Source organism: Achromobacter sp. NPDC058515 (assembly GCF_042721735.1).
GTDB lineage: Bacteria > Pseudomonadota > Gammaproteobacteria > Burkholderiales > Burkholderiaceae_B > Achromobacter.
Genome location: NZ_JBHXNI010000013.1, coordinates 25,076 through 49,510, shown reverse-complemented (window position 1 = coordinate 49,510; position 24,435 = coordinate 25,076). Strand labels below are relative to the sequence as shown.

Below are 24,435 nucleotides of genomic sequence, written 5' to 3'. Positions count from 1 at the left end.
AATCAGACCGCCGCGCCCTCCCTGGCGTTCCTTACCTGCGCCAGGGTTGTGGCGATCAGATCGCCCATGGAATGGCTTTCAAACAGGTCGCTCCACGGAACGCGCGCGTTCAGGAGATTGGTCAGCAAGGCGTTCCAGTAGTCCGGTTTTGGCCCGATATGCCCGGGCCCCCAGTTCTCAAACTGCAGGAGAAAATTGCTATTCAATTGGGCGGCAAGAATTTCCTCGGGCGCGTTCAAGCCAAGCGCCTCCAGGAATGGGTGGCAGTGCCTCTGGAGATGGAATGCATCATTGATGTTCTGCAGGTAAACAATGTAATTATTCGGCCTGCGCTTGTAGACATCAATCAAATTGCTGAAGAGATGGTTGGGCAAGCTCTCCATCGCCGCTTCGATGCTTGGTATTCCAAAAGCACTGCTGGCGTAGCGCAGCACATGTCCTTTGTAATAATTCACTAAACTCGTCTGCGGATTCGCAGCAATGGCAAGCGATCCGGGGAACAGACTTGAGTAATACAGGCTGGCGAACCCGCCGCCCGAGCTGCCGCCAAATACCAACTGGGGAGATTCTGCATAATCCGCGACCTTCCCGATGATCTTTGGCAAGATGGCTTGAAGCGGCAAGTCCGCCGACCCGCCATACCAGCCAAGGGTCAGGTCCTTGGCCAGGTAAAGCGTGGGGTCACTGACAAAAATACGGCTCATCCTAGCAGCTGGCACAGCACCCATTCCTGCAAATGCGGGCAGCGTAAGAACCTTTGAGCGGTCCTGGGCGCCGGTGAACATCACGGCAAGGGGAAGCCCAGGTTTCAGATCAAGGTAAAGATCTATCGGCTGCCCGCCTTCAATAATCGTATGCACGCCATTAAACAAGCCGTGCACGCGCTCAAAACTTTCCAGACCGGCATGCATGAAAGAGTCGGTCTTCCACCGATCCAGGGACCGCACCTCGGCGTATCTCGCCAACACGGCGTCAGCTGCTGCCGCGCTCACGATTCTCTTCCCGTTCATCTGATCTACCTCCCAAGTTCCACGTCTCGCAAAGCAGCGCTCAGGAGCCTTTCGGACCATTCTTCCTGATACGCTACCCGCGACATCGACATACCCTGAGCGTTCAATCCGGTCAGCCGCGAAGTCATCAATGACTCCTCGCGGTGCGACGCCAACAGCAAAGGCTTCTTGATTTTTCGGTGCGCAATCGATCCGAACATGTATTTCATGCGAGCGGCGTATTCGCTGTCGCCGCCGAATCGCGTATCGTCCATGAGCAGGCCATACCTGCTGACGCAGCGCCGGTCGAAAAATAGCGTATTTGGGGACCACTGCGTCAGCGGCCACACCTTGGGCGAATGGAACACCCCTTCCCGGTCCACCCTGAGATAATTGCAGCTCACCGCCACAAGCCGAATATCGGACTGCAGTTCTTGCGCGCATGTTTCCAGTCTGTTCGGATGAGAAAGATCGTCCGCGTCTTGAAAGGTCACGTAATCTCCGCCGGCGCGCAACAGGCCAACATTTTTGGCCTTATAGGTTCCGACATTCGCTGGCAGCGTTATCAGCGATATGCACCTGTTCGAGGAAGACAAAGCTCGGACTTTCTCTGCCGTCCTGTCGGTGCTTGCATCGTCGACCACGATGATCTCGCTGGGCGGCAGCGACTGGTTCAATAGCGAAAGCAGCGAAGCCTGTATGAGCGCTTCGCAATTGTAGGCAGTGACAATGACGGACACCGGCTTTGGCTTGATATCGGATTCAACCGGAGCAGCTCGCGCGTCGATCTCGCCCCACGAAAACAGGCTGCCTGCCGAAAGAGCCGGCGGCAGACCGTGAAAGCTGAAGTAATCTTGCAAGCAGCGGAGTTTCTCCGTCTGATCCGAAGAGAGATTTGCGGCAAGCAGCCTCCCATCGCCGCCCAGGCTCAGCAATTCATGCTTCCCGAACAAGCGCCGGGCCGCGTCCGGGTCAATCATCGAGACCACGGCCGCATAACTTGGGACTTGGTCCATCCCAAGCTCCTCCCCGATTTCGCGCACTACGCCGGGCAGTATTGGCGCCAGTCGCTGCGTTAAGGGAGCAACGAACTTGGAATTCCCACGCGACTTGATGCATCCCTCGTAAATACGCACGGCGACGGCCTGGATTTGCTCCATGTCGCCGAAAAGCGCCGCCAGTTCAAGACGCTGAAGAAGCGATAGCTCACCCCCCAATGCCGAACTTAATTCCAGGGCCCGGGAACGCAGGCCCAGCCCGAGGCAGCCGTCAAAAATCCTTGCCCTGTTCACATAGGAGTTCTGGTACAGCGCCGCAAGTTCGTGATATGGCGATTTCTCGCTTTTCTTTGGCCATTTGTGGCGCGCAAGCCGCTTTATATAAGGACTTAGAGAATTCCGCATGGATGCCGCCAGTCGCGTTCAATGGAAAACACGCCCCGGGCGCCAGGCCTGGGGCTGTGCCTTTACCGATAGGCCAGACTGTTCTGGATCGATTTCATATTTTCCAGGATGTCCGCCGTCAGCACCGCCGCAGCCTCCGGTACCGCAAATCTGCGATTCGCGACATAGGGAAAGGGAATAATCGCATCGGCGGGCGCCATCTGCGCGTGCCAATTGGCCCATTGGTCGCGATAGAACCTGCGCGTGGGAGAGATGCCGGTGGTCTTCGAGATGCCCAGGATGGGATCGTTCGTCAGGCTTCCTTCATTATCCAGGCAAATCATCGACATATGCCTGACCTTGACAAAGCGGTCCTGCATCACTTTTTCCGCCCGCGATATCAATTCGCTGTCGGCGCCAAATCTCACGCAATCCCAGTGGCCCAGATGCTTCTTGAAAAAATCCCGCTCGAACATGCAAGAAATCGCGGCATCGCGCAGGACGCCATCGTCGGATATCTTGCCCTCCTTCACGATGAAGCCAAACGTCCCATCGGACTTCATGCGTATCATCTTGGCCATGTTGCCCTTCATATGGCCCCCACTGCCGAGAAACTCTTTGATCTGTCTGGCAAGCCGATCGGGATGAGCCCAATCATCGGCATCATGACCGGTTATGTAGCTACCATTGCAAAACTGCAACGCCAGATTCTTCGATACGTACGGACCGACATTTCGTGGATTGCCAAGCGCCTTGACACGCGGGTCTCGGGCAGCAAGCTGTTTGATGATGGACAAAGTGCCATCCTCGCTGGCATCGTCGACGACAAAGAGTTCAATGTTCTTCCAGGTCTGGTTCAAGATGGAGTTTATTGAATGCTCAATCGTCGCCGCCGAATTGAACGCCGGCATGATTACGCTGATCAAAGGCCCGCTCTCATGGCGTTCGTCGGATTGGCTTTTCAATCGCAGGAATCGGCTTGCCTCATTGGACGACAACGCCAGCCGCGAGATTCCAAACTGCGCCAGATAGCTGTTCAATTTTTGGAGCCAGATATCCTCCTGTTCCCGCTGGCTATTGGCTATCAGAATATCAACAGCAGGCCGGATAAACTCCCGCGCATGTTTCTGCGCGAATGCGATTCCGTCCTTGTCCCGTCCCTCCGCCATCATTTGGTGAGCTTGCCAAATAATGGCGCTCTTCATGGGCTTCGGCTCCCTGGCGGCCGGCGCAACCGCGCAGGCTTGCGTAAGCGACGAACTACCCACAGCGACGGCCGCCAACGCCGGCTTCAGCCCTGATTCCGCCGCGTGCTCTGGCGGCATCACATCCAGCCGGACAACAGCCGACACACCGGCGGATCTGCGCAACGACAGAAACACCGGGCCATCGTGGGACGCCACATGGAGCGTGCGCGTACCCCCGTCGCTGATCATCGCAAGGGTGACGGGTTGCCGGCCCAGGGGTTCTTTGGCCCTTCCATCCGCCGACTGGATATAGGCGGATTCAGGAGACGAGGCGCAGAAAATTTCGATGGATACGGCGCGATCCACCGTGGGAGTCAACAGGCTCAGCGAAATCGTTGCTCCCTTTCCTTGGGTGTCGATCTTCAGGCTGCGCCACTGCTTGCGGGCGTATGCGTAGTTGACTCCGTCGCCCAGGCGCAGATGAGGGCCAGGCGGCTCCTGGCTACCCGGCCGAGTCCTCTGCTGCATCTCGGCGAACTCGCGCTTCTGCTGAAGCAACTTCCCCGGAATGGAAAAAACACCCTTGACGGAGCCGGAATTGCTAAGCAGCACGCTCCCAAGGCGATATGACAAATGCTGCTTCGTGCGATCCAGCCGGGCCTTGGTCTGATGCAATTCATGGGCGGTGGACAACAGCTCGCGCTGCAACGCGTCCACCCAAACAAATACCTCCAGCGACATATCCTTCGAACCGTCCCTGGACGCCAGCAGCGAACGTATGCGCGACTTGTCTCGGGAAAGGCTCTCTTTCAGCTCCGTGATATCACTGCTCAACTCATTGATTCTGGCATTGAGGCTCGCCGTCCTCTTCCCCCATGATTTCTCATTCGACAAGCCATCAGCCGTCAATCTCGCTTTCTGGGCGGCCAGATCCGCACATTCTTCCTTCAGGCGCTCGTTTTCGCTGCGCAGAGACTGGTGTGTCCTCTTCCAGCGATCATTCTCCGCGGCAAACTGCTGCGCTTGCGCGCTTGATACCCGCAGCCCGCTGGCTTCCTCAAGCAGTTGAGAATGCTGCTCGAGCAACTGGTTCCGTGCTTGCAAGGCACGGTCTTTTTCTTCCGCCAACGCTGCCAGTTCCTGCCCCATCGCCGCGAACCGGCCTTCCAGCTCCGTGCGGCGCGCGGTCTCTTCGGTCCGGACAGACTCAAGCAACTGCTGGGCGGCCGCGGCCGCGGCCTGGAGTTCCTGCTTCTGCCGGATCTGCTTGATCTCTTCGCTCTGCAACAGCAATTGGTGCTTCAGGGCAATGCTCTCCGCCACCTCAAGGTGCACGAGATTCCTGCCCACCAAATCCGTAACATAATCGGTCATCGGACCGATTACCCTATCGTGATTGATTACAGTCATGTTGCGTTCGGGTTGATTAAGCATTAGTAACCTCGGTGACTTGCCCGCGTAAAACAGCCTGGGCCCTCTTCTCATGTGCTGAAGCGGTTCATGCTTCAATTTCCCGCAGGCTTCGGCCACCCAGCGATTGGCGGCTTCGATTTCGTCGCTTCTGGCTCCATCGTCCAACACTACCGTTGCATGCGGGGCCAAGTATTTTCCAAGCAGCGGCATCGCCGGGTATCTTGCAAACTTCTGCGTGGCCTGCGGCGGGCCATCCACCAAGAGAAAATCAATGTTCTCGCCCTGGAGAAAGCGCGGCAGCAGGTCGTCGGGAATCGCGTACCACTCATGGCGCTCGTTGCCCACCTGCACAGTCGAAATCGGGCACAGCCGGAGTTCCACATAATCGGTCAGGCCATTGCTCTCAAGCAGCGATTTCGTTTTTGCGTAATATTCCTCGCTATGCTCGATGGACAGCAGGCGCCCGCTCCCGCCCCTTCTAAGCGCATCCCCGATGACCAGCGAGGAAACGCCCGACCCCAGCTCAACCAGTTTTCGGGGCAGGAAGTGATCGATATAGTCCAGTATCCACAGCGCAAGCTCAGGCGTAATCGCCCAACTGCTGAACGCGCTCAGCGTGTCGATCGGCACCCGCAGCCGCCTTTCCAGCATGGTCTGGAAGACCACGTCCTTCACGGTCTCCGCGTGCGTGCGGCTGAACCCGGCGTGGCTTTTCCGCTCCCAGGCCTCAAGCAGGCTCTTGATCTCTGCAGGATCAACGGTCGTGTCTTTAGTCGCGCTCATGAACGGGCTTCCCATGAATCAGCAAACCGATTTCATATAGGCAGAAATTCCCGCCTCGACATCATCGAAAGCGGTTATCTGACCGTTATCCACCAACATCACATAATCACAGAGCTTGCGAACCTGCCCCATGCTGTGCGTGACGAGGATGATCCTCGATTGGCCTATCCTGTCCTTGAAGGCCGTGGCCGCCTTGGCCTTGAAATGCGCATCGCCTACCGACATCGCCTCATCCACCAGGTAATAGTCAAAGTCGAACGCCAGGCTCAGGCCAAACGCCACCCGGGCGCGCATCCCCGTCGAGTAAGTCTTCACCGGCCGGTCAAAGTGCTTTCCGATCTCGGCAAAATCCTCCACGAACGCAACCTTTTCTCTTATCGCCGGCCCTTCGGCTCCGTACACCCGGCAGATGAATTTCACGTTCTGCCGCCCCGACAGAGACCCCTGGAACCCGCCCGCCAACCCCACCGGCCAGGAAATGCTCCGCGGCGTGATTATCTTTCCGCTGTCCGGCGTATCCAGCCCGCCCAGCAGCCGCATGAGCGTGGATTTTCCTGCCCCATTCCGGCCGATCAAGGCAATGCTTCTATCGGAAGGGATGGTGAAGGAGACATTGCGAAAGACGTATTGACGACCAAGATTCGTCCTATAGGATTTGGTGATATTCCTGAGTTCGATCACAGCGCCACCAATCTCATCCGCCGGACCCTGTAAAGGCCAGTGGCTATGAACACAAGAACGATCGTCACCTTCAAGGGATAGAACGGATTCACGCCTGCGGTGTCTGGATAATAGGGAAATACGGCCCAGCGCAGCATGTCGATCAAATGCAAGAACGGGTTCCACATAAGCCATGACAATACGCTGCCGGGCAGCGCCCAGATCGGATAAACAACGCCCGACATCATGTACATCGGAAGAAACATAAGCCTGAAGAACGTCTTCAGCTCGGGCGCCGCCTCGCCAACCACGCATAGGACCACGCCGATGGCGAACGACATGGCAATTCCGACTAGCAGTATTCCTATCCACTCCAGCGGATGCGAAATTGAAATATCCGCGCCCGCAAGAAAGCCGGCGCTCGCCATCAGCAGCGCATAAAGGCACACGAACAGCGCGCATTCCACGACCATGCGCGCAACCAGCGCGTCGGCCGGCCTGATCTGCTTGTACGAAAACAACGCCTTGTTGGAAGAGACTGCCTCCATCAGCTTCAGGCATATGTTCTTGAACAGCAGGAACGGGACAATCCCGGTAAGCAGAAAAATGACCACATCGAGACCCGGAATGTTCCTGCCGCGCACGCCCGCGATGATCAGGACCATGCCCAACACATGGGCGATCGGTTCAAAGAGAATCCAGAACGCGCCCAGCCGCTTTGCGTTCAGCCGGGCGCGGATTTCCCGCAGCGACAACGCAAAAATCACCGTTTTAGCGATTGCGAAAGATGATCGCTTCTTCATCGCCTGTGCTCTCTCTGACTAGAATCCGTTTACCGTGCGGCCCAGCACCAGCACCTGGACAATGGGGGTAATGATTTTCTGCCATTCATAAATCGCGGCATTGGTCACAAAGATTGCGTCTTCCGGCTCCACCAGGAACTGCCGCGCGAGAAACATCGCGACAGGCTCCCTGAGGTTCAAGCGGAATACCAAGGCCTTCGGCCGCATTTCGCCGGTCTCTTCGTTCCGCTCGGCGGACAGCCTGAAAACGAATACGCCCGCGGCGTCCGCCTTGGTCTCGTCCAGGCCCTTCACGCTGCCCAGGACCTCAAGCAAGCTTGAGGAATTCGACGGAAGATCGTGCAGGCCCGGCGCGCCCACCGCGCCCATGGCCACAAAACGCTTGCGCGCCCGTTCCACGACTATCTCGGCGCCGGGCGGCATAAGCTGGTTTTTGCCGGACAGCAGGTCCTGGTAATTGAATTCATAAGATCTGTCTCCAGTGCGCACGACGACCCTGGTCAAATGCGGCTCGAGCAGCGGGCCGCCGGCTCGATTGATCGCATCGAGCAACGTTAAAGGGCCTTGCAGCGCCGAGAATCGCCCCGGCGTCCTGACTGCGCCGGCCACGAGCACCGACCCGGACAAATCCCCAGTCAGGCCCACCTGGACTTGCACATCGCTGGTAATTCCCTTCAGCCTCGACCGGACCAGGGACTCCACATCGTTGAGCGTCAGGCCCTGCACCGGCTGGCGGCCGACATAGGGCAGCGATATGGTTCCCTGGCTGTCCACCCGCACATTCTCGAAAATGGTGCCGCCCGCCGCCAGCGGCGCGAACACGGCCCCTTCCGTGGCGCTGTCGGCAATCATGACCCGCAGCACGTCGCCGGGCACCAGTTCAATCTCGGGAACAGCGGGCATCGCAACACGGCTCGACTCCATGCTCGTATCGGCGGGACGCATGTAGGGAGCAATCGTCGCGGCGCTCAAATCTATAACGGTGTAATCCTGCGATTCCTCGCTGTTCATGATGGCCGTTCGGGAAGGGCCGGCCGACGACAATAAGCTTCCACAGCCGGCAAGCAGCAGCGGAGCGCAAAACGCAATGATCCGAAGACCACGAGCCTGATGAAAACCTGTCATGTTCGCCAAATTCAGATTAATCGCGGTGATCTTCGATGGTCGCGATCACAAACCGGGCGATGCCGTAAAAAAACAGCAGCACAATGAAAAGCGCAATCAAGTTGTAGATGCGCTCCGGATAAATGGCCCTGTCCGGCGTGTTGGGCGACACCACCGTCACCAGGCTCCGGAGTTTCTTGCTCGCCTCGATCCGGGCGCTTTCGACCGAACCCACCGCAAACTTGTAGGCCTCCTCCGCGATGGCGGCGTCGATACTCAAGTTTCTGTAGCGCGACGCGATCACGTTCAGCTTGTCCCCGCCGCTCTGGGACACGAGTTTTTGCGTTTCCGCCGCCAGTTGCTGCTCCAGCGCCCGGATGCGGTTTCGCTGCTGCCTTACCTGCGGCGTGTCCGCGTCCAGCGTGGCGGCCAAGCCCTTGAGCGTCGTGCGCTCCTTGGTCAAGTTCGCCTCCAGTTCGGCAATCACGCCGGCCCGCGCCTTCGCGGACGCTTCCGCATCCAGAAGGCTGTTGTCGCTTTGAAAAGCCAGCAGGTCGTCGCGGCGGTCTTCGTATGTCTTGCGCGCCTTGTTCAATTCGGCCTGCGCGAATTGCATTTGCTCCCGGGCCATTCGATGCGACAGTTCGTTTACAAAGCGCTCGCTCTCCGCCAGCATCGCCTTCAGGACTTTCTCCGCAACGGGCGAGTCGAACGCCTGCACACGGACCTCCAGCAAGCCGGTTTGCTCGTCGAAATGGGCGCTGACGAGCCGTTGGTAATATCGAAGCAGATCTTCCTGCGGCGCTCCCGTCCTCAACAGGTAAATAGGGTCTTTCCATCTGTTCGCGTAGTGCGCGGACCAGTCAAGTTCGGACTGCAGGACATTGAGCATGTCCTGGGAGGTCAGGAACTCGCGCAGGTAAAGCGTCTCTTCGCGCGAGGTCGGGTTCAGGCCGCTCAACATGATTGCCAGGCCAGGCATTTGCGGGGTTTCGCCGTTGCCCACCTGCCGCACCGCCACCTGCGCCACGCTTACATACCGGTCCAGGGCAAAGAAGCTGTAGTAAATCAGCGCCAGCGCCATCGGGATACCTACAAGCCGCGCGACCAGGCGTCTTGACTTAAATTTCTCAAGATCAATCATCTAAATTCTTGGAACCCACAAAATCACGCCACGTCGCACCAATTGCCTGGATACCTATATCTTTCCTCTCTATATTCAAGCGCTTGAGGAGGAGTGGCAGACGGCATTAAAACCTCGATCGCCCGCAGGAATCGTAGGAAAAATCAGCAAAATCACATGACTGTGAACCGCTGGCGTATGCGTCTTGAGTGGGGATTGCCGTGCTTCGGGCGGTGGCGGCCGGCGTGCAGCCCGCGCGCCTACTTCAACGGGCGGAGAGCGCCGTGCGTAGCGTGTCGTGGAATGATCGGAACGGGCGTTTCACGCAAGCCCGTTAAGCGCCAGATAGGTGCGCGCGAGCGACGCGACGTCGCAGTCCTGCGCGACGGCGGCGCCCTGTGTGGCGGACTGCCACAGCAGATAATCGGTTGCCCCGTCCGTGTCACCCATCTTCTCGTACACGGCGGGCATGATCGGCACGTGATCGCCGAACACGCAAAGACTGGCAGGCCAGGCCCGCCCTGCCAGGAAGGTCCGGAGCGAGCCCAGCATGGCGTCCGCGTTGCGCAGGTGCCGCGCATAGGCCACCAGGTCTTCGCATCCGGCGGGCATCGGACCAAGCAGGACTGCTTCCGCGTCCGCCGGCGTTACCGTCTCCCAGTGCAGGGGGCCATGGTTCTCCATCGTGATCGCATGGATGTATAACGGCCTGGAATCGCGCTCGGCAAGCAAGGACGCCACTTTGTCGCCAACGGCCCGGTCCCCGACGTAAGGGCCCGCAAGCGGGGCGTCTGAAAATGCTTCCATGCCGATGAATTCGTCATACCCAAGCAAGGGCAGCGCCTTGTCGCGGCGATAGAAGCTGCGGTGATACGGATGCACGCAGATCGTTCGGTAACCCAGGCTTTTCAGATATGACGCCAGGGTCGGAAAGCCCCCTTGCGCCAGGCGGCGGTACGGGTTGTATTGATGTATTCCCAAAGCTTGCCCGTGCATTCCCGACAAGAACGCGAATTCGGTGCGCACCGTATTCGCCCCCCAGGCGGCGACATGCAACCGTCCGTGCCGGGCCGATTCGGCTTTCAACAGGTCGAAGTTGCCGAGGATCTCGGGCCGCAGCGACGGGTAGGCCCTGCGGGCATCGAAGAAGGATTCGCTCTGTATCACCACCAGGTCGGGCATGGGATCGGGAGCTGGCGGCGCGGAGCCTGACAGCGTCCGCGCTGGAGAAAACGGCGCGTTTGCCCGCAGCTCGTCGGCCGCTTGCCGTTCTTGGCGGCCATAAGCCCACAGCGCGCTTGCCAGGCCCAGCCGCTTCAAGTCTGCCGCCGCGTCGAAAACCACGACCAGCCGCCGCCCTGCCCAGGCCGCAAGCGCCGTCCCCAGCGCCGCCAGGCCTGCCGCTGCGGCGGCTGCCCCGGCCGCGACCGGCGCTTCCAGCGCCAGTCCCGCCCACAGGGCCAGGCCGTATCCTGCCGCCGCCGCCAGCGCCCGCCCGACGCCAAAGAAGGGCAAGTACAACCGCGGGTGCCTGATCGCATCGGTGAAGTACTCGAAATCCGGATAGACGAACGGTTCCCGCAAGGCGCGATGCTTGGCGTTGCTGACCAGCACGATCAGCAACTCGATCGCCAGCACGTTCGCCACCGCGAAATACGGCCGTCTGAACAGCATCAGCTCCAGCGCAAACGCCAGCGTCCAAACCCCCGCGTGCACGCCGGCCGCCGCCATCGGCCGCCGCCACGGCGCAACCGGCCTGGGCGCAAGCCCAGCCTCGACACCGAAGGAGAGCGCCAGTCCGATCAGATACGGCGGCAGCAACGCCGCCCAGACCGCCTCAGTCACCGTAGCCCAGCTTGTTCAGGATCCACCCGGACAAGGCCGGATGGATCACCGACAGCAGGAAGCACCCCAGATTCAGCGGGAACGGGAAGCTGATCCGCGCGCGGTTCGCCTGCAGGCCGCGGCGTATCACGCGCGCCGCCTTGTCCGCCTTCCACAGGAACGGCTTCGGCCCGGGCATGTCGGAACACATCTGCGATTCCACATAGCCGGGCATGATGACGTTGAATCTGATGCCCTCGGCGGCCAGCGCGTCGCGCATCGCTTCGCCATAGACCTTGACGGCCGCCTTGCTGGCGCTGTAGCTGGGGGTTTCGGGCAGGCCGCGCCAGGCGGCCAGCGAGCTGACCAAGGCAATCTGGCCATGGCCGCGGCGGCGCATGGCCGGCAGCGCGCCGTGGACCGTGGCGAAAACCGCCTTGACATTGACGTCCAGCAGCCGGAGCACGTCTGGCCAATCCTCGCCCTGCCCCTGCGGCCCGGTGTTGATGTTGACGCCGGCATTGGCGACGACAAGCGCGGGCGCTTCGCTTTCGCAGACCTCGTCCAGCCAGGCCATCAGCGCGTCGTGGTCGCGGACATCGAGTTCGCGCGTGACGACGCGCGCGCCCAGCGCCCCGCAGCGGTCGGCCAGTTCTTGCAGACGCGCGGCATTGCGCCCTTGCAGGATCAGGGTCTTTACGCCTGCGGCGGCGTATTCCAGGGCAAGCGCGCCGCCGATGCCGCCCGTCGCGCCGGTGATGAGCACGCTGCGCGGCAGGCCTGGTTCGCGGCTATCGGGAGGGTTCATGTGCCGGAGCCGCTCATTCCTCGGTGTAGAGCCCGTGCTCCACCGCGTACACCGCGACCTGCACGCGGCTGGTCAGGTTGAGCTTTTTCAGCACGTTCTGCACGTGGATCTTGACCGTGCTTTCGCTGACGTCCAATTCGCGGGCGATGACCTTGTTGCTGGCGCCGCGCGCCAGCCATTGCACGATCTGGGTCTCGCGCGCGGTCAGGCGGTGACGTTCGGCGTTGCCGGGCGCCGCCGGCGCATGGCTGGCCTGGCCGCGGAACTGCTCCACCAGCTTGGCCGTCATGCTGTCGGCGATCACGGCTTCGCCGGCCGCGGCGCGGCGGATGGCGGAAACCAGGGCCTCGGCATCGATGTTCTTGACCAGGTAGCCGCGGGCGCCGTCGCGCAGCGCCTGGCCCAGCTCGTCCGCTTCTTCGGAGACGGTCAGGATGATGACCGCGCAGTCCGGCTGGTCCTGCGTCAGGAGCTGCAGCGTTTCCAGGCCGGACAGGCCGGGCAGGTTCAGGTCCAGGAGGACGACGTCGGGCTTGAGCTCCTTGGCGCGCTTCAGGCCTTCGACCCCGTCGCCGGCCTCGGCCACGACCTCGAAGTCGGGCTGGCGCTGCAGCAGCAGGCGGACCCCGGAGCGGAACAGGGTGTGGTCGTCGACGAGCAGGATACGGATGGGCATAAGTACAGGATGGATCAGGCGGCCTGGCGTTCGCCGCCAGGCAGGGTCAGCGCGACGCGCGTGCCGGCGCCGGGCTGCGATTCGAGTTTTATCACGGCGCGCATGCGGGCGGCGCGCTCGCGCATGATGTGCAGGCCCACATGGGACTCGCCGCGCTCGGCCACGTCGGCCGGGTCGTAGCCCTGGCCGTTATCGGAAATGAGGAGCGTGAAGTCGCGGTCGTTGGCCACAGCGATGCGCACGCGGCTGGCTTCGGAGTGCTTGCGCACATTGGACAGCGCTTCCTGCAGGATGAACAGCACTTGCAGCTGCTGCTCGGGGGGCAGCGGCGCGCCCGTGCCCTGGCTGAACCGCAACTCGGTGTCGATGCCGGTCTGGCGCCGGAACCGGGCCACGGTGTCCTCGATGGCGGCTTGCAGGTCGCCCTGGGACAGCTTGCTGCGGAAGTTGGTCAGCAGCTCGCGCACGTCCTGGTAGCTTTCGTCCACGCCGGTGCGCAAGAGCGGCAGGATCTCGCTGACCTCCTCTTCGTCGCCGCGCTTGATCGCGACGTCCAGCATCTGCAGCTGCAGGTTCAGGAAGTTCAGTCCCTGCGCCAGGCTGTCGTGCAGGCCCTGCGCCACCAGCCCGCGCTCCTGCACCACGGCCAGCTGGCGCGCCTGCGCGCTCAGGCGCCGGTTGTCCAGCGCCACGCCCAGATGCTGGCCCAGCGTTTCCAGCAGCTGCGAGTCCGACGGCAGCAGGCGGCGCTGCTGCCGGAAATGCAGGGAATAGGAGCCGAGCACCTCGTCGCGGGTGACGATGCGGAACACGGCCACGCTGGAAAAGCCTTCGCGCTGGCAGTTCAGGTCCATTTCCGGCGGCGACTGGCGGAAGTCCTGGATGACGATGACCCCGGCCTGGCGGGTGGCGACCCCGCAATAGCAGTCGTCCACCTTCATGCAGTGCTCGGATTCGACCAGGTCGTCGGACAGCCCGACCGACACCACCAGGTTGAGCTTTTCGTTGTTCGGGTCCAGGGCGCGGATGCTGCCGGCGTCGGCGTCGAACTGCAGCATGACGCGGCGCAGGAAGCCGTCGCACATGGCCTCGATCTCATTGGGCTGGTTCAGGAAGGCCGCCATGTCGTACAGCGCGCCGATGTCGCGGTTCTGCGCCGCCAGCTGGGCGGTCTTCTGCTCCACCCGCTGCTCCAGGCTGGTGTAGAGGTCCTGCAATTCGTCCGCCATGCGGTTGTAGCCGCGCGCCAGCACGCCGAATTCGTCCTTGCTTTCCACCGGCAGCCGGGTGCTGAACTCGCGGTCGCCCATGCGCTGCAGGCCGTCGCGCAGCCGCAGCACCGGGGAGATGATCCACAGGTACAGCAGGTAGATCATCGCCAGCGTTCCCGCGCTGGCGATGGCGGCCAGCACGCCCTGCGACAGGCGCAGCGACGTGGTCTTGCCGGCGTTGTCCTGTTCGATCATGCGCACCAGCGTGTCGGCCTTGGCCACGAAGTCCGGCAGCGTTTCCAGGTAGGTCGCGGCGTCCGGCTGCGCGAGGGCGCGGACGGCGGCGGGCTTCATGATGTCGCGCCAGTAAGCGGCCACGTCATGCCACTGGGCGCGGATGGCCTCGTCGTTGGGGATGAAGAGCGGACGCGCCGGGTTGCCGCGCGCCAGGCGCGAGATGGTGTCGTCCATCACCTGGATCTGCTCATTGGTGCGCACTTCGCGGCCGGCCTGCGGGCGCATCAGTTCGACGGCCACGCGGTTGGCCCGCATGCGCAGGCTGCCCGTGTCGTTGATGGCCGCGCCCGCGCCTTCGAGCTGCCAGGACAGCCACAGCGTCCAGCTCACCATGGCCAGCACCACCACCAGCGCCAGCAGCGAACTGGCCACGATGCGCGTGGACAGGCGGTGCCTGGGCGACGGCAGTCCGTCGGAATCGGCGATGGGGTCGGTGGACGTCATGACTATCGGTGCTGGGCGGGCGGATCGGGTATCAGTGTAGTCGCTTCCCGCCAGGGGCCCGCCGCCCTCCCCGTGCGCGCCCGCGCGCACGCGCTCAGCCCAGCCCAAGGGCGTTGCACACGAATTCCGCGACCCGGGCGGGGTCGTTCAGCGGCAGGCAGGGCAAGCCGGTTTCCAGCGCCGCGTCGGTCGCGACCGCCAGGAAGCTGCCGTCCTCGGCGTGCAGGGGCGGCTTGCCCAGCGCCGGCCGGTACACCTCGATGCGCGGGATCGCCGCCTGCTTGAAGCCCTCGACCAGCACCAGGTCGGCCGGCGAGAGGCGGGCCAGTTGCGCGTCCAGCGAGGGCTCGGGCGCGTCGCGCAGCTCATGCACGATGGCGTAGCGGTAAGGCGAGGCCACCATCACCTCCTGGGCGCCGGCCAGCCGGAAGCGCGCGCTGTCCTTGCCGGGCGGCTCCATCTGGAAGTCGTGGTGGCTGTGCTTGATGACGTTCACGCGCAGGCCGCGCGCGCCCAGCAGAGGCAACATCGCCTCGATCAGGGTGGTCTTGCCGCTGCCGGAACGGCCGGCGATGCCGAAAACTGGGGTCATAGTAGGGCGGGCTCCGTCAACAAAGGGCACACGATGGGCAGAAAGGTGTCCGCCCGCGGCGAGTATGCCAGCAAAGCGCCCGCCACCAGGTCGAAGTACCAGCCGTGCAGGGTCAGGCTGCCCGCCTCGACGGCCCGCCGCACGAACGGCAGGTCTTCCAGGTTGCGCAGCGAGATCAGGATGGAGGCCTGTTCGCAGGCGCGCCGGCGTTCGGCGTCCGACGCCCCGGGCATCTGCCTCAGCACGCGCTCGCGCGCCGGTTCGGCAATGTCCATCCAGCGCTCAAGGTAGTCGGTTTCGCCGTCGCGGCGGATGCGCCGTTCCATCAGCGCGCGGATGCCGCCGCACTGCGCGTGGCCCAGCACGATGATGCGGCTGACCTGCAGCTGCTCGACGGCGAACTGTATCGCCGCCAGCACGCCCTGCAGGCCGCGGTCCTTGCTGGCCGGCGGCACCAGGTTGGCCACGTTGCGCACGGTGAAGATGTCGCCCGGGTCGCAGCCCAGCAGCATGGCCGGATCCACCCGCGAATCGCAGCAGCCGATCAGCAGAGTGCTGGGGTGCTGGCCGTCGCGCAGGTTGCGGTAGAGCGACGGCGCGTCCTCGTAGTACTGCTGCTGGAAGCGCTGGAAGCCGTCGATCAGGCGTTCGATGTCCCCCATGTCAGCCTCCCGTCTGCGCCATGAAGCGCACGATGCGTTCCGGGCGGCTGACGAAGTCGTGGCGCTCCGGCTTGGCGGCAATGCCCGCCAGGATCGCCGCCGTCAGTTCGGCGTCGCTGGCCCCGGCGCGCAGCAGGCGGCCCAGCGGCACCTGGTCTTCCTGGCCCAGGCACAGGTACAGAGTGCCGTCCACGCCCAGCCTGACGCGGTTGCAGCTGGCGCAGAAGTGGCGCGACATCGGCGTGATCACGCCCAGCACCGGCGCGCCGTGGCCGGCGGTCCAGTAGCGCGCCGGGCCGTTGCCCAACGCCGCCAGCGCCGGCACCAGCCCGGCGTCGGCGGCCAGCCTTGCGCCCATGGCGTTCAGGTCGGTATGGGAAAAGCCCCGGCCGCATTCGCCCATGGGCATGGGCTCGATGAGGCGCAGCACGAAGCCCTGCTCCACCGCGTAGGCCAGCAGCCGCCGGACTTCGGCCTCGGGCGTGGCGGCGTGCACCACGCTGTTGAGCTTGATCGGCGCAAAGCCCGCCTGCCTGGCGGCGGCCAGCCCGGCCAGCACCGCGTCCAGGCAGTCGCGCCCGGTGATCTGGCTGAACGCCGCGGCGTCCAGCGTGTCCAGGCTGATGTTCAGGCGGTCCACGCCTGCCGCGCGCAGGTCTTGGGCATGGCGGGCAAGCTGGGTGGCGTTGGTGGACACGGACAGGTCGCGCAGGCCGGGCATGGCGGCGATGGCGCGCGCCAGTCCGCTCACGCCCCGGCGCAGCAGCGGCTCGCCGCCGGTCAGCCTGACCTTGCTGACGCCCAGGCCGACGAACAGGCCGACCAGCCGGGCCATTTCCTCGTGGCTCAGCCAGTTGGCGGGGGTCTCGAAGCCCTTGAAATCCTTGGGCAGGCAGTAGCTGCAACGCAGGTCGCAGCGGTCGGTGACGGACACGCGCAGATAGTCGATGCGGCGTCCGAAGCCGTCCTTCAGTGGTCCCGCAGCCGGCTCGTCCATCATGCGCTCCCGCCGAAGACGCGCTCCGGCTCGCCGTCGTCCAGGTCGATGCCCTGGATCTGCGCCCGCTCGACCAGCAGCTTGGTGTATTGCCGCCAGGCGGTGTCGCGGCTCATCGACGACAGCGCCAGCGCGATTTGCTGCGCCACGTGCTCGTAGGGCAGCAGGCGGCCTTCGATGCGCCGCGTCACCCGCACGATGTGCAGGCCGTGGCGGGTCTGCAGCAGTTGCGGCAGCAGGCCGCCGGACGGCAGCGCGAACACGGCGCGCTCGAACTCCGGGACGGTATCGCCCCGGCCCAACTGGCCCAGGCTGCCGCCCACGGCGGCGGACGGGCAATTGGATTGCTCGCGCGCCACCTCGGCAAAGCGCGAGGGGTCCGCCAGCAGTTCGGCCAGCACCACGTTGGCGTGCGCCCGCAGCATGTCCAGGTTCACGCCGGGCGTGACCTGGAACAGGATGTGGTCGGCTTCGATCAGCTCGCCCACCATGAAGCGCTGCGGGTGCATCTGGTAGAAGCGGCGGCAGGCCTGCTCGTCGGCCTCGGGCGCGGGCGCCTGGGCCGCCAGCAAGGCGCCGATGGCGCCCTCCTCGTCCGAGGCGTCCAGCCCTTGCCGGCCGGCTTCGTCCAGCAGCACCCGGCGCAGCACCAGCGCCGTGACGGCATGGCGCATGGGGTTGGGGGCCTCGGCGTGCAGGGGCAGTTCACGTTCCAGATCCGCGTCGCTCAGTTCGACGCCGTTGACGATGACAGGCATGGTTGGCTCCTGGAAGTCGTGGGATCAGCGCGGACGGACAAGCTGCCAGGCGCGGCCCAGATAGCCCAGGGAGGCAAAACCGCTCCAGACGTGGACAAGGCGCGTGAACGGGAAGATCACGAAGAGCGTCAGGCCCATGAACAGGTGCGCCTTGAACAGCAGCGGCACGTCGGCGATATGGCTGGCGGCGTCGCCCTGGAAGGTGACGATGTGCTGCGCCCAGGTCATCAGGCGCACCATCATCTCGCCGTCCATATGGCCGGCAGACAGCGCGATGGTGGACAGGCCCAGCAGCAAGGTGGCCAGGATCCACAGCAGCAGCAGCTTGTCGCCCGGCTTCGTCGTGCGCGCGATGCGCGGGTCGGTCAGGCGGCGGTGGATCAGGATCAGCAGGCCGATCAGGCACAGGCCGCCCATGACGCCGCCGGCCGCCATGGCGACCGTCTGCTTCAGGGTGTGCGAGACGCCCAGCGTGTCCCAGACCACCACCGGCGTCAGCAGCCCGGCCAGATGCCCGAAGAACAGGCCCAGGATGCCGATGTGGAACAGGATATTGCCCAGCCGGAGCTGGCCGCGGTGCAGCAGCTGCGAGCTGTCCGTCTTCCAGGTGTACTGCTCGCGCTCAAAGCGCGCCAGGCTGCCCAGCAGGAAGATCGTCAGCGCAATATAAGGATAGATGCCGAAAAGAAACTGATTCAGGGAATTCATGATGCGTCGTCCTGAGCATTAATGGGTCGCGGGCGCACGGGGATAGAAGCGCACGGTCTGCGCCCCGTCTCCCGAGAACGGCCGCAGCAGCGGTTCCACGCCGTCCGGGCCGATGCCGAAGGCTTCCATCGCTTCGTCCATGTCGCGCACGGGCGCCTCGGTCTGTTCGCGCGGGATCACGCGGGACTGGGCGCGCAGCACCGCGAAGATGCAGGCGTAGGGGCTTTCGCCCTTGGCCAGCCGCGCGCCGATGGCCGCCAGCACGTGGATGGCCTCGTCCAGCAGTTCCTGCGCCTGATCGGGGTCGATGACCCCCAGGAATTCCAGGAACAGCGGCACGTGGTCCGGCAGTTCGGACACGACGGGCTCGAAGCCGTGTTCGCGGTAGGTCTCCAGCAGGTCCACCATGGCCTGCCCCCGGTCGCGGCTTTCGCCGTGCACGTGTTCGAACAGGTGCAGCGAATGCGAGCGGTTGCGGTCGAAGGTGGCGACGTAGTTCTCCTGCAAGGGGATCAGGTCGCTGGAAGCCAGGTAGCCGATCAGGGGCTGCAGGGTTTCCTCGGCGTCCGGATAGGCGGCCAGGGCCTCCTCGACCTCGGCCAGGTAGTCCAGCAGCTCGGGCTCGGGATAGCAGAGCAAGGCGGAAAGCAGGCGGTACAGGCTCATGGTGTTCTCCTGGGCTCAGACCGAAGCGGCCTTTTTGCGGGACTTGGGCATCTCGATGAAGATCTCGCTGCCCTGGGGCTTGCGGCCGAACAAGGTGCCTTCCGACACCCCGCCCGAGCAGCCGTTGCCGAAGGTGAAGCCGCAGCTGCCCTTCTCGTTGAAGCTGTCCTCGACCACTTCCTTATGGCTGCTGGGCACCACGAAGCGGTCTTCGTAGTTCGCGATGGCCATGATCTTGTACATGTCCTGCACGGTGTCCTCGGTCAGTCCGACCTGCTCCAGCAGGGCCGTGTCGCGTTCGCCATGCACGGTCTCGGACCGCTTGAACGCGCGCATGGCCAGCATGCGCTCCAGGGCCTGCAGCACCGGCGCTTCCTTGCCCGCCGTCAGCAGGTTGGCCAGGTAGCGCACGGGGATGCGCAGGCTGGACACGTCGGGAATCATGCCGCTCTTGCCCACGGTGCGCTGCGGCATCTTGCCGGACTCGGCGGCCGACTGGATGGGCGACAGCGGCGGGATGTACCAGACCATCGGCAAGGTGCGGTATTCCGGATGCAGCGGGAAGGCGACGCGCCATTGCACGGCCATCTTGTAGACGGGCGACTGGCGGGCGGCTTCCAGCCACGATTCCGGAATGCCCTGCTCGCGCGCGGCGGCGATGACCTCGGGCGAATGCGGGTCCAGGAACAGGTCCAGCTGCGACTGGTACAGGTCCTGCTCGTTGGCGGTGGACGCGGCGTGCTCGATCTGGTCGGCGTCATACAGCATGACGCCCAGGTAGCGGATGCGGCCCACGCAGGTTTCCGAGCACACGGTGGGCTGGCCGGCCTCGATGCGCGGATAGCAGAACGTGCACTTCTCGGCCTTGCCGCTGCTCCAGTTGTAGTAGATCTTCTTGTACGGGCAACCCGAGATGCACATGCGCCAGCCGCGGCACTTGTCCTGGTCCACCAGGACGATGCCGTCGTCTTCGCGCTTGTAGATGGAACCGGACGGGCAGCTGGCGACACAGGCCGGGTTCAGGCAGTGCTCGCACAGGCGCGGCAGGTACATCATGAAGGTGTTCTCGAAGGTCGAGTACATCTCCTTCTGCACGCCCTCGAACAGCGCATCGCGGCTGCGCGAGCTGAATTCGCCGCCCAGGTCGTCTTCCCAGTTCGGGCCCCAATGGATCTTCTCCATTTTCTTGCCCGTCAGCACGGACACCGGACGCGCGGTCGGCGGCGTCTGCGACAGGGGCGCGTTCTGCAGGTGCTCGTAGTCGAACGTGAACGGCTCGTAGTAGTCGTCGATGGCCGGCAGGTTCGGGTTGGCGAACAGGTTGGCCAGGATGCGCAGCTTGCCGCCCTGGCGCGGTTCCAGCTTGCCGGCGGCGGTGCGCTTCCAGCCGCCCTTCCATTTGTCCTGGTTCTCCCATTCCTTGGGGTAGCCGATGCCGGGCTTGGTTTCCACGTTGTTGAACCAGGCATACTCGACACCGTCGCGGCTGGTCCAGACGTTCTTGCAGGTGACCGAGCAAGTGTGGCAGCCGATGCACTTGTCCAGGTTCAGCACCATGCCGATTTGGGCGCGTATCCTCATGATTGCTTCTCTTCTTGTTGCGGTTCCTCGACGAGCGGCCCTTCCAGCCAGTCGACCTTCTTCATCTTGCGCAGCACCACGAACTCGTCGCGGTTGGCGCCCACCGTGCCGTAGTAATTGAAGCCGTAGGCCTGCTGGGCGTAGCCCCCGATCATGTGCGTGGGCTTGAGCACCGTGCGCGTCACCGAGTTGTGGATCCCGCCGCGCTTGCCGCTGGTTTCCGCGCCCGGAACGTTCACGATCTTTTCCTGGGCGTGGTACATCAGGCACATGCCCACCGGCACGCGCTGGCTGACCACCACCCGGGCCGTGAGGGTGCCGTTCACGTTGAACACTTCCACCCAGTCGTTGTCGACCAGCCCGGCCTGCTTGGCCTCGGCTTCCGACACCCACACGTGGGGGCCGCCTCGGCTCAGCGTCAGCATGCGCAGGTTGTCCGAGTACGTGCTGTGGATGCCCCATTTCTGGTGCGGCGTCAGCCAGTTCAGGACCAGTTCCTTCTCGCCATTCGGGTATTGCCCCAGCATCGGCGCAATCGTCTTGGTGTCGATGGCCGGCTTGTACACGCAGGAGCCTTCGCCGAAGTCCAGCATCCAGCGGTGGTCCTGGTAGAACTGCTGGCGGCCGGTCAGCGTGCGCCATGGGATCAGCTCATGCACGTTGGTATAGCCGGCGTTGTAGCTGACCTCTTCGCTTTCCAGGCCCGACCAGGTGGGCGCCGAAATGATCTTGCGCGGCTGCGCCTGGATGTCGCGGAAACGGATCTTGTCGTGCTCGCGGCCCACGGCCAGGTGCGTGTGCTCGCGTCCGGTGATCTTGCCCAGCGCTTCCCAGGCCTTGACCGACACGTGGCCGTTGGTTTCGGGCGCGAAGGTCAGGATCATCTCGGCCGCGTCGATGGCGGTGTCCAGACGCGGACGGCCCTGGCTCACACCGGGTTCCAGCACGCTTTCGTTGATGCCGGCCAGCTCATGAACCTCGTGCTCGGTGTTCCAGTTGATGCCCTTGCCGCCGTTGCCCAGCTTGTCCAGCAGCGGACCCACCGAGGTGAACTTGCGGTAGATGTCGTTGTAGTCGCGCTCGACGACCGTCATGCTGGGCGCGGTCTTGCCCGGCACCAGGTCGCATTCGCCCAGCTTCCAGTCCTTGGGCTCGAAGGCCTGGCCCAGTTCTCCCGGGGTGTCGTGCATCAGCGGGGTCAGCACCAGGTCGCGGCGCTTGCCCAGGTAGGGGCCGCCGATGTCGCTGAACTTCTTGGCCAGCAGCTTGTAGATCTCCCAGTCGGTCTTGCTTTCCCACAGGGGCTGCACCGCCTCGCTCAGGGGGTGGATGAAGGGATGCATGTCGGACGTGTTGAGGTCGTCCTTTTCATACCAGGTCGCGGTGGGCAGCACGATGTCGCCATAGAGGCACGTGGTGCTCATGCGGAAGTCCAGCACGGTCAGCAGGTCCAGCTTGCCTTCGGCCGCGTCTTCCTGATAGGTCACCTCGGTGGGCTTGATGGCGGCGGCTTCGTCGCCGAACACCGCGTTCTGCGTGCCCAGCAGGTACTTCAGGAAGTACTCGTGGCCCTTGCCGCTGGAGCCCAGGATGTTGGAGCGCCACACGAACATGTTGCGCGGGAAGTTGGCGGGATCATCCGGGTCTTCGCAGGACATGCGCAGCGCGCCGGACTTCATCTGCTCGACGGCATGAGCCACGGGGTCCTTGCCCGCGCTTTCCGCCTGCGCCACCACATCCAGCGGATTGGTGCGCAGTTGCGGGGCCGACGGCAGCCAGCCCATGCGTTCGGCGCGGGCGTTCAGGTCGATCATGCTGAGGTCGCTGTAGCGCGCGCGGTCGGCGGTGGGGCCCAGGACTTCCTGGACATTCAGCTTTTCGTGGCGCCACTGGCTGGTGTGGGCGTAGAAGAAGGACGTGCCGTTCATCTGGCGCGGCGGGCGCACCCAGTCGGACGCGAACGCCAGGGGCGCCCAGCCGAACTGCGGACGCAGCTTTTCCTGGCCCACGTAGTGGGCCCAGCCGCCGCCGCTCTTGCCCACGCAGCCGCACATCATCAGCATGTTGATGATGCCGCGGTAGATCATGTCCATGTGGTACCAGTGGTTCAGGCCGGCGCCGACGATGACCATGGACTTGCCTTCGGTATCGTGGGCGTTCTGCGCGAACTCGCGCGCCACCTGGATCACCTGCGCGCGCGGCACGGTGGTGTGCTTTTCCTGCCATGCCGGGGTGTAGGGCACGTCGTCGTCGTAGGACGTGGCGACGTTGCCGCCGCCCAGCCCGCGGTCCAGGCCGTAGTTGGCCATCTGCAGGTCATATACGGTGGCGACCAGGGCGTCGCTGCCGTCGGCCAGGCGGATGCGGCGCGCCGGCACGTTGCGCACCAGCAGTTCGTCGTGCTCGCTGCCGAAGTACGGGAAGCCCACGCCGACCACGGCGTCGGACTGGCCCAGCAGGGTCAGCGTCGGCTGGATCTCGCGGCCATTGCCGCCGTCCTTGGATTCCAGGTTCCAGCGGCCGACCTTCTCGCCGCCGTTGACCGCGCCTTCGCCCCAGCGAAAGCCGATGCTGCCGTTGGGGGCCGCCAGGTCGCCGCTGGTTTCGTCCAGCACCAGCGTCTTCCAGTCGGGGTTGTTCTGTTCGCCCAGGGCGCCGTCCAGGTGCGAGGCGCGCAGGAAGTGGTCGGGCGCGTAGAAGCCGTCGCGCTCCTTGAGCAGCACCAGCATCGGCATGTCGGTGTAGCGGCGCACGTAGTCCTTGAAATAGGCCGAGGCGCCCGACAGGTGGAATTCCTTCAGGATCACATGGCCCATGGCCATGGCCAGCGCGGCGTCGGTGCCCTGCTTGGGCGCCAGCCAGATGTCGCCGAACTTGACCATTTCGCCGAAGTCGCTGGACACGGCCACCGTCTTGGTGCCCTTGTAGCGGACCTCGGTGTAGAAGTGCGCGTCCGGCGTGCGGGTCTGGGGCACGTTCGAGCCCCACACCATCAGGTAGGTCGAGTTGTACCAGTCGGCCGATTCGGGCACGTCGGTCTGCTCGCCCCAGACCTGCGGGCTGGCGGGCGGCAGGTCGCAATACCAGTCGTAGAAGCTCAGGCAGGCGCCGCCCAGGAGGCTCAGGTAGCGCGCGCCGGCGGCGTAGCTGACCATGGACATCGCCGGAATCGGCGAGAAGCCGATCACGCGGTCGGGGCCGAACTTCTTGATCGTGAAGGCGTTGGCGGCGGCGATGATCTCCATCGCGGTGTCCCAGTCGGCGCGCACAAAGCCGCCCAGGCCGCGCACGGCCTTGTAGCGCTTGGCGCGCGCGGGGTCCTGGCTGATCCATTCCCAGGCGGCGATGGGATCCATCGTCTTGCGGGCCTCGCGCCACATTTCGATGAGACGGCCGCGGATCATGGGGTACTTCACGCGCTGCGCCGAATACACGTACCAGCTGTACGACGCGCCCCGCGGACAGCCCCGCGGCTCATGGTTGGGCAGATCGGGCCGCGTGCGCGGGTAGTCGGTCTGCTGGGTTTCCCAGGTGATCAGGCCGTTCTTGACATACACCTTCCAGGAGCAGGAGCCCGTGCAGTTCACGCCGTGCGTCGAACGCACCACCTTGTCGTGCTGCCAGCGGGCGCGATAGGCGTTTTCCCACTTGCGGTCCTCGTTGACCGTTTCGCCGTGACCGTCCGCGAAGGTGGACTTCACCCGCGACATGAACTTCAACCGGTCCAGAAAATGACTCATTGTGTTTCTCCAAGAACGCCGGCCTGG

At 63.7% G+C, this 24,435-nt stretch carries 19 protein-coding genes; all 19 read right to left on the bottom strand.

Going from position 1 to position 24,435, the window contains the following annotated elements; all coding sequences use genetic code 11:
• Positions 1–2: 2 nt before the first annotated feature.
• The 19 genes from ACFWP0_RS21065 to ACFWP0_RS20975 all read right to left on the bottom strand — a co-directional run bounded on the left by ACFWP0_RS21065 (position 3) and on the right by ACFWP0_RS20975 (position 24,408).
• A complete protein-coding gene (locus ACFWP0_RS21065; RefSeq protein ID WP_377845288.1) occupies positions 3–992 on the bottom strand; it encodes a hypothetical protein in 990 nt (329 codons plus the stop codon).
• A 23-nt stretch (positions 993–1,015) separates the two neighbouring features.
• Positions 1,016–2,392 carry a glycosyltransferase family 2 protein gene (locus tag ACFWP0_RS21060; RefSeq protein WP_377845287.1) on the bottom strand — a complete coding sequence of 459 codons (1,377 nt, stop codon included), beginning with the start codon at positions 2,390–2,392 and terminating at the stop codon, positions 1,016–1,018.
• A gap of 62 nt (positions 2,393–2,454) precedes the next feature.
• Positions 2,455–5,754: a glycosyltransferase gene (locus tag ACFWP0_RS21055; RefSeq protein WP_377845285.1), complete on the bottom strand. Its 3,300-nt coding sequence runs from the start codon at positions 5,752–5,754 to the stop codon at positions 2,455–2,457.
• Positions 5,755–5,772: 18 nt separating this feature from the next.
• Positions 5,773–6,435 (bottom strand): ABC transporter ATP-binding protein, encoded by a 663-nt coding sequence (locus tag ACFWP0_RS21050; RefSeq protein WP_377845283.1) that lies wholly within the window; start codon positions 6,433–6,435, stop codon positions 5,773–5,775.
• The gene (locus ACFWP0_RS21045) at positions 6,432–7,217 is read right to left on the bottom strand and encodes an ABC transporter permease (protein ID WP_377845281.1); all 786 of its coding nucleotides are present in this window, start codon (positions 7,215–7,217) and stop codon (positions 6,432–6,434) included. Before ACFWP0_RS21045 ends, ACFWP0_RS21050 begins: the two co-directional genes overlap by 4 nt.
• An 18-nt stretch (positions 7,218–7,235) precedes the next feature.
• On the bottom strand, positions 7,236–8,228 hold the full coding sequence (locus tag ACFWP0_RS21040) for a polysaccharide biosynthesis/export family protein (RefSeq protein WP_377845280.1): 993 nt from the start codon (positions 8,226–8,228) through the stop codon (positions 7,236–7,238).
• 130 nt (positions 8,229–8,358) lie between these two features.
• Positions 8,359–9,465, bottom strand: coding sequence for an ABC transporter permease (locus ACFWP0_RS21035; protein ID WP_377845278.1), 1,107 nt, complete (start codon positions 9,463–9,465; stop codon positions 8,359–8,361).
• A 300-nt stretch (positions 9,466–9,765) separates the two neighbouring features.
• The gene (locus tag ACFWP0_RS21030; protein ID WP_377845276.1) at positions 9,766–11,289 is read right to left on the bottom strand and encodes an LTA synthase family protein; all 1,524 of its coding nucleotides are present in this window, start codon (positions 11,287–11,289) and stop codon (positions 9,766–9,768) included.
• Positions 11,282–12,076 (bottom strand): SDR family NAD(P)-dependent oxidoreductase, encoded by a 795-nt coding sequence (locus ACFWP0_RS21025; protein WP_377845274.1) that lies wholly within the window; start codon positions 12,074–12,076, stop codon positions 11,282–11,284. Before ACFWP0_RS21025 ends, ACFWP0_RS21030 begins: the two co-directional genes overlap by 8 nt.
• Before the next feature lie 13 nt (positions 12,077–12,089).
• Complete coding sequence (locus ACFWP0_RS21020; protein WP_377845272.1) at positions 12,090–12,752, bottom strand: response regulator; 663 nt, start codon at positions 12,750–12,752, stop codon at positions 12,090–12,092.
• 14 nt (positions 12,753–12,766) lie between these two features.
• Positions 12,767–14,704 carry a type IV pili methyl-accepting chemotaxis transducer N-terminal domain-containing protein gene (locus ACFWP0_RS21015; RefSeq protein ID WP_377845270.1) on the bottom strand — a complete coding sequence of 646 codons (1,938 nt, stop codon included), beginning with the start codon at positions 14,702–14,704 and terminating at the stop codon, positions 12,767–12,769.
• 94 nt (positions 14,705–14,798) lie between these two features.
• Positions 14,799–15,296, bottom strand: coding sequence for a molybdopterin-guanine dinucleotide biosynthesis protein B (gene mobB, locus ACFWP0_RS21010; RefSeq protein WP_377845269.1), 498 nt, complete (start codon positions 15,294–15,296; stop codon positions 14,799–14,801).
• Complete coding sequence (locus ACFWP0_RS21005) at positions 15,293–15,958, bottom strand: carbonic anhydrase (RefSeq protein ID WP_377845267.1); 666 nt, start codon at positions 15,956–15,958, stop codon at positions 15,293–15,295. Before ACFWP0_RS21005 ends, mobB begins: the two co-directional genes overlap by 4 nt.
• 1 nt (position 15,959) lies before the next feature.
• Positions 15,960–16,958 carry a GTP 3',8-cyclase MoaA gene (moaA, locus tag ACFWP0_RS21000; RefSeq protein ID WP_377845265.1) on the bottom strand — a complete coding sequence of 333 codons (999 nt, stop codon included), beginning with the start codon at positions 16,956–16,958 and terminating at the stop codon, positions 15,960–15,962.
• Complete coding sequence (locus tag ACFWP0_RS20995) at positions 16,955–17,713, bottom strand: peptidylprolyl isomerase (RefSeq protein WP_377845263.1); 759 nt, start codon at positions 17,711–17,713, stop codon at positions 16,955–16,957. The genes moaA and ACFWP0_RS20995 overlap by 4 nt, the downstream gene beginning before the upstream one ends.
• A 24-nt stretch (positions 17,714–17,737) precedes the next feature.
• Positions 17,738–18,421 (bottom strand): respiratory nitrate reductase subunit gamma, encoded by a 684-nt coding sequence (gene narI, locus ACFWP0_RS20990; RefSeq protein WP_377845262.1) that lies wholly within the window; start codon positions 18,419–18,421, stop codon positions 17,738–17,740.
• 18 nt (positions 18,422–18,439) lie between these two features.
• Positions 18,440–19,087, bottom strand: coding sequence for a nitrate reductase molybdenum cofactor assembly chaperone (narJ, locus tag ACFWP0_RS20985; protein WP_377845260.1), 648 nt, complete (start codon positions 19,085–19,087; stop codon positions 18,440–18,442).
• A gap of 15 nt (positions 19,088–19,102) precedes the next feature.
• A complete protein-coding gene (gene narH / locus ACFWP0_RS20980; RefSeq protein ID WP_377845259.1) occupies positions 19,103–20,668 on the bottom strand; it encodes a nitrate reductase subunit beta in 1,566 nt (521 codons plus the stop codon).
• A complete protein-coding gene (locus ACFWP0_RS20975) occupies positions 20,665–24,408 on the bottom strand; it encodes a nitrate reductase subunit alpha (protein ID WP_377845257.1) in 3,744 nt (1,247 codons plus the stop codon). Before ACFWP0_RS20975 ends, narH begins: the two co-directional genes overlap by 4 nt.
• Between the last annotated feature and the right edge of the window lie 27 nt (positions 24,409–24,435).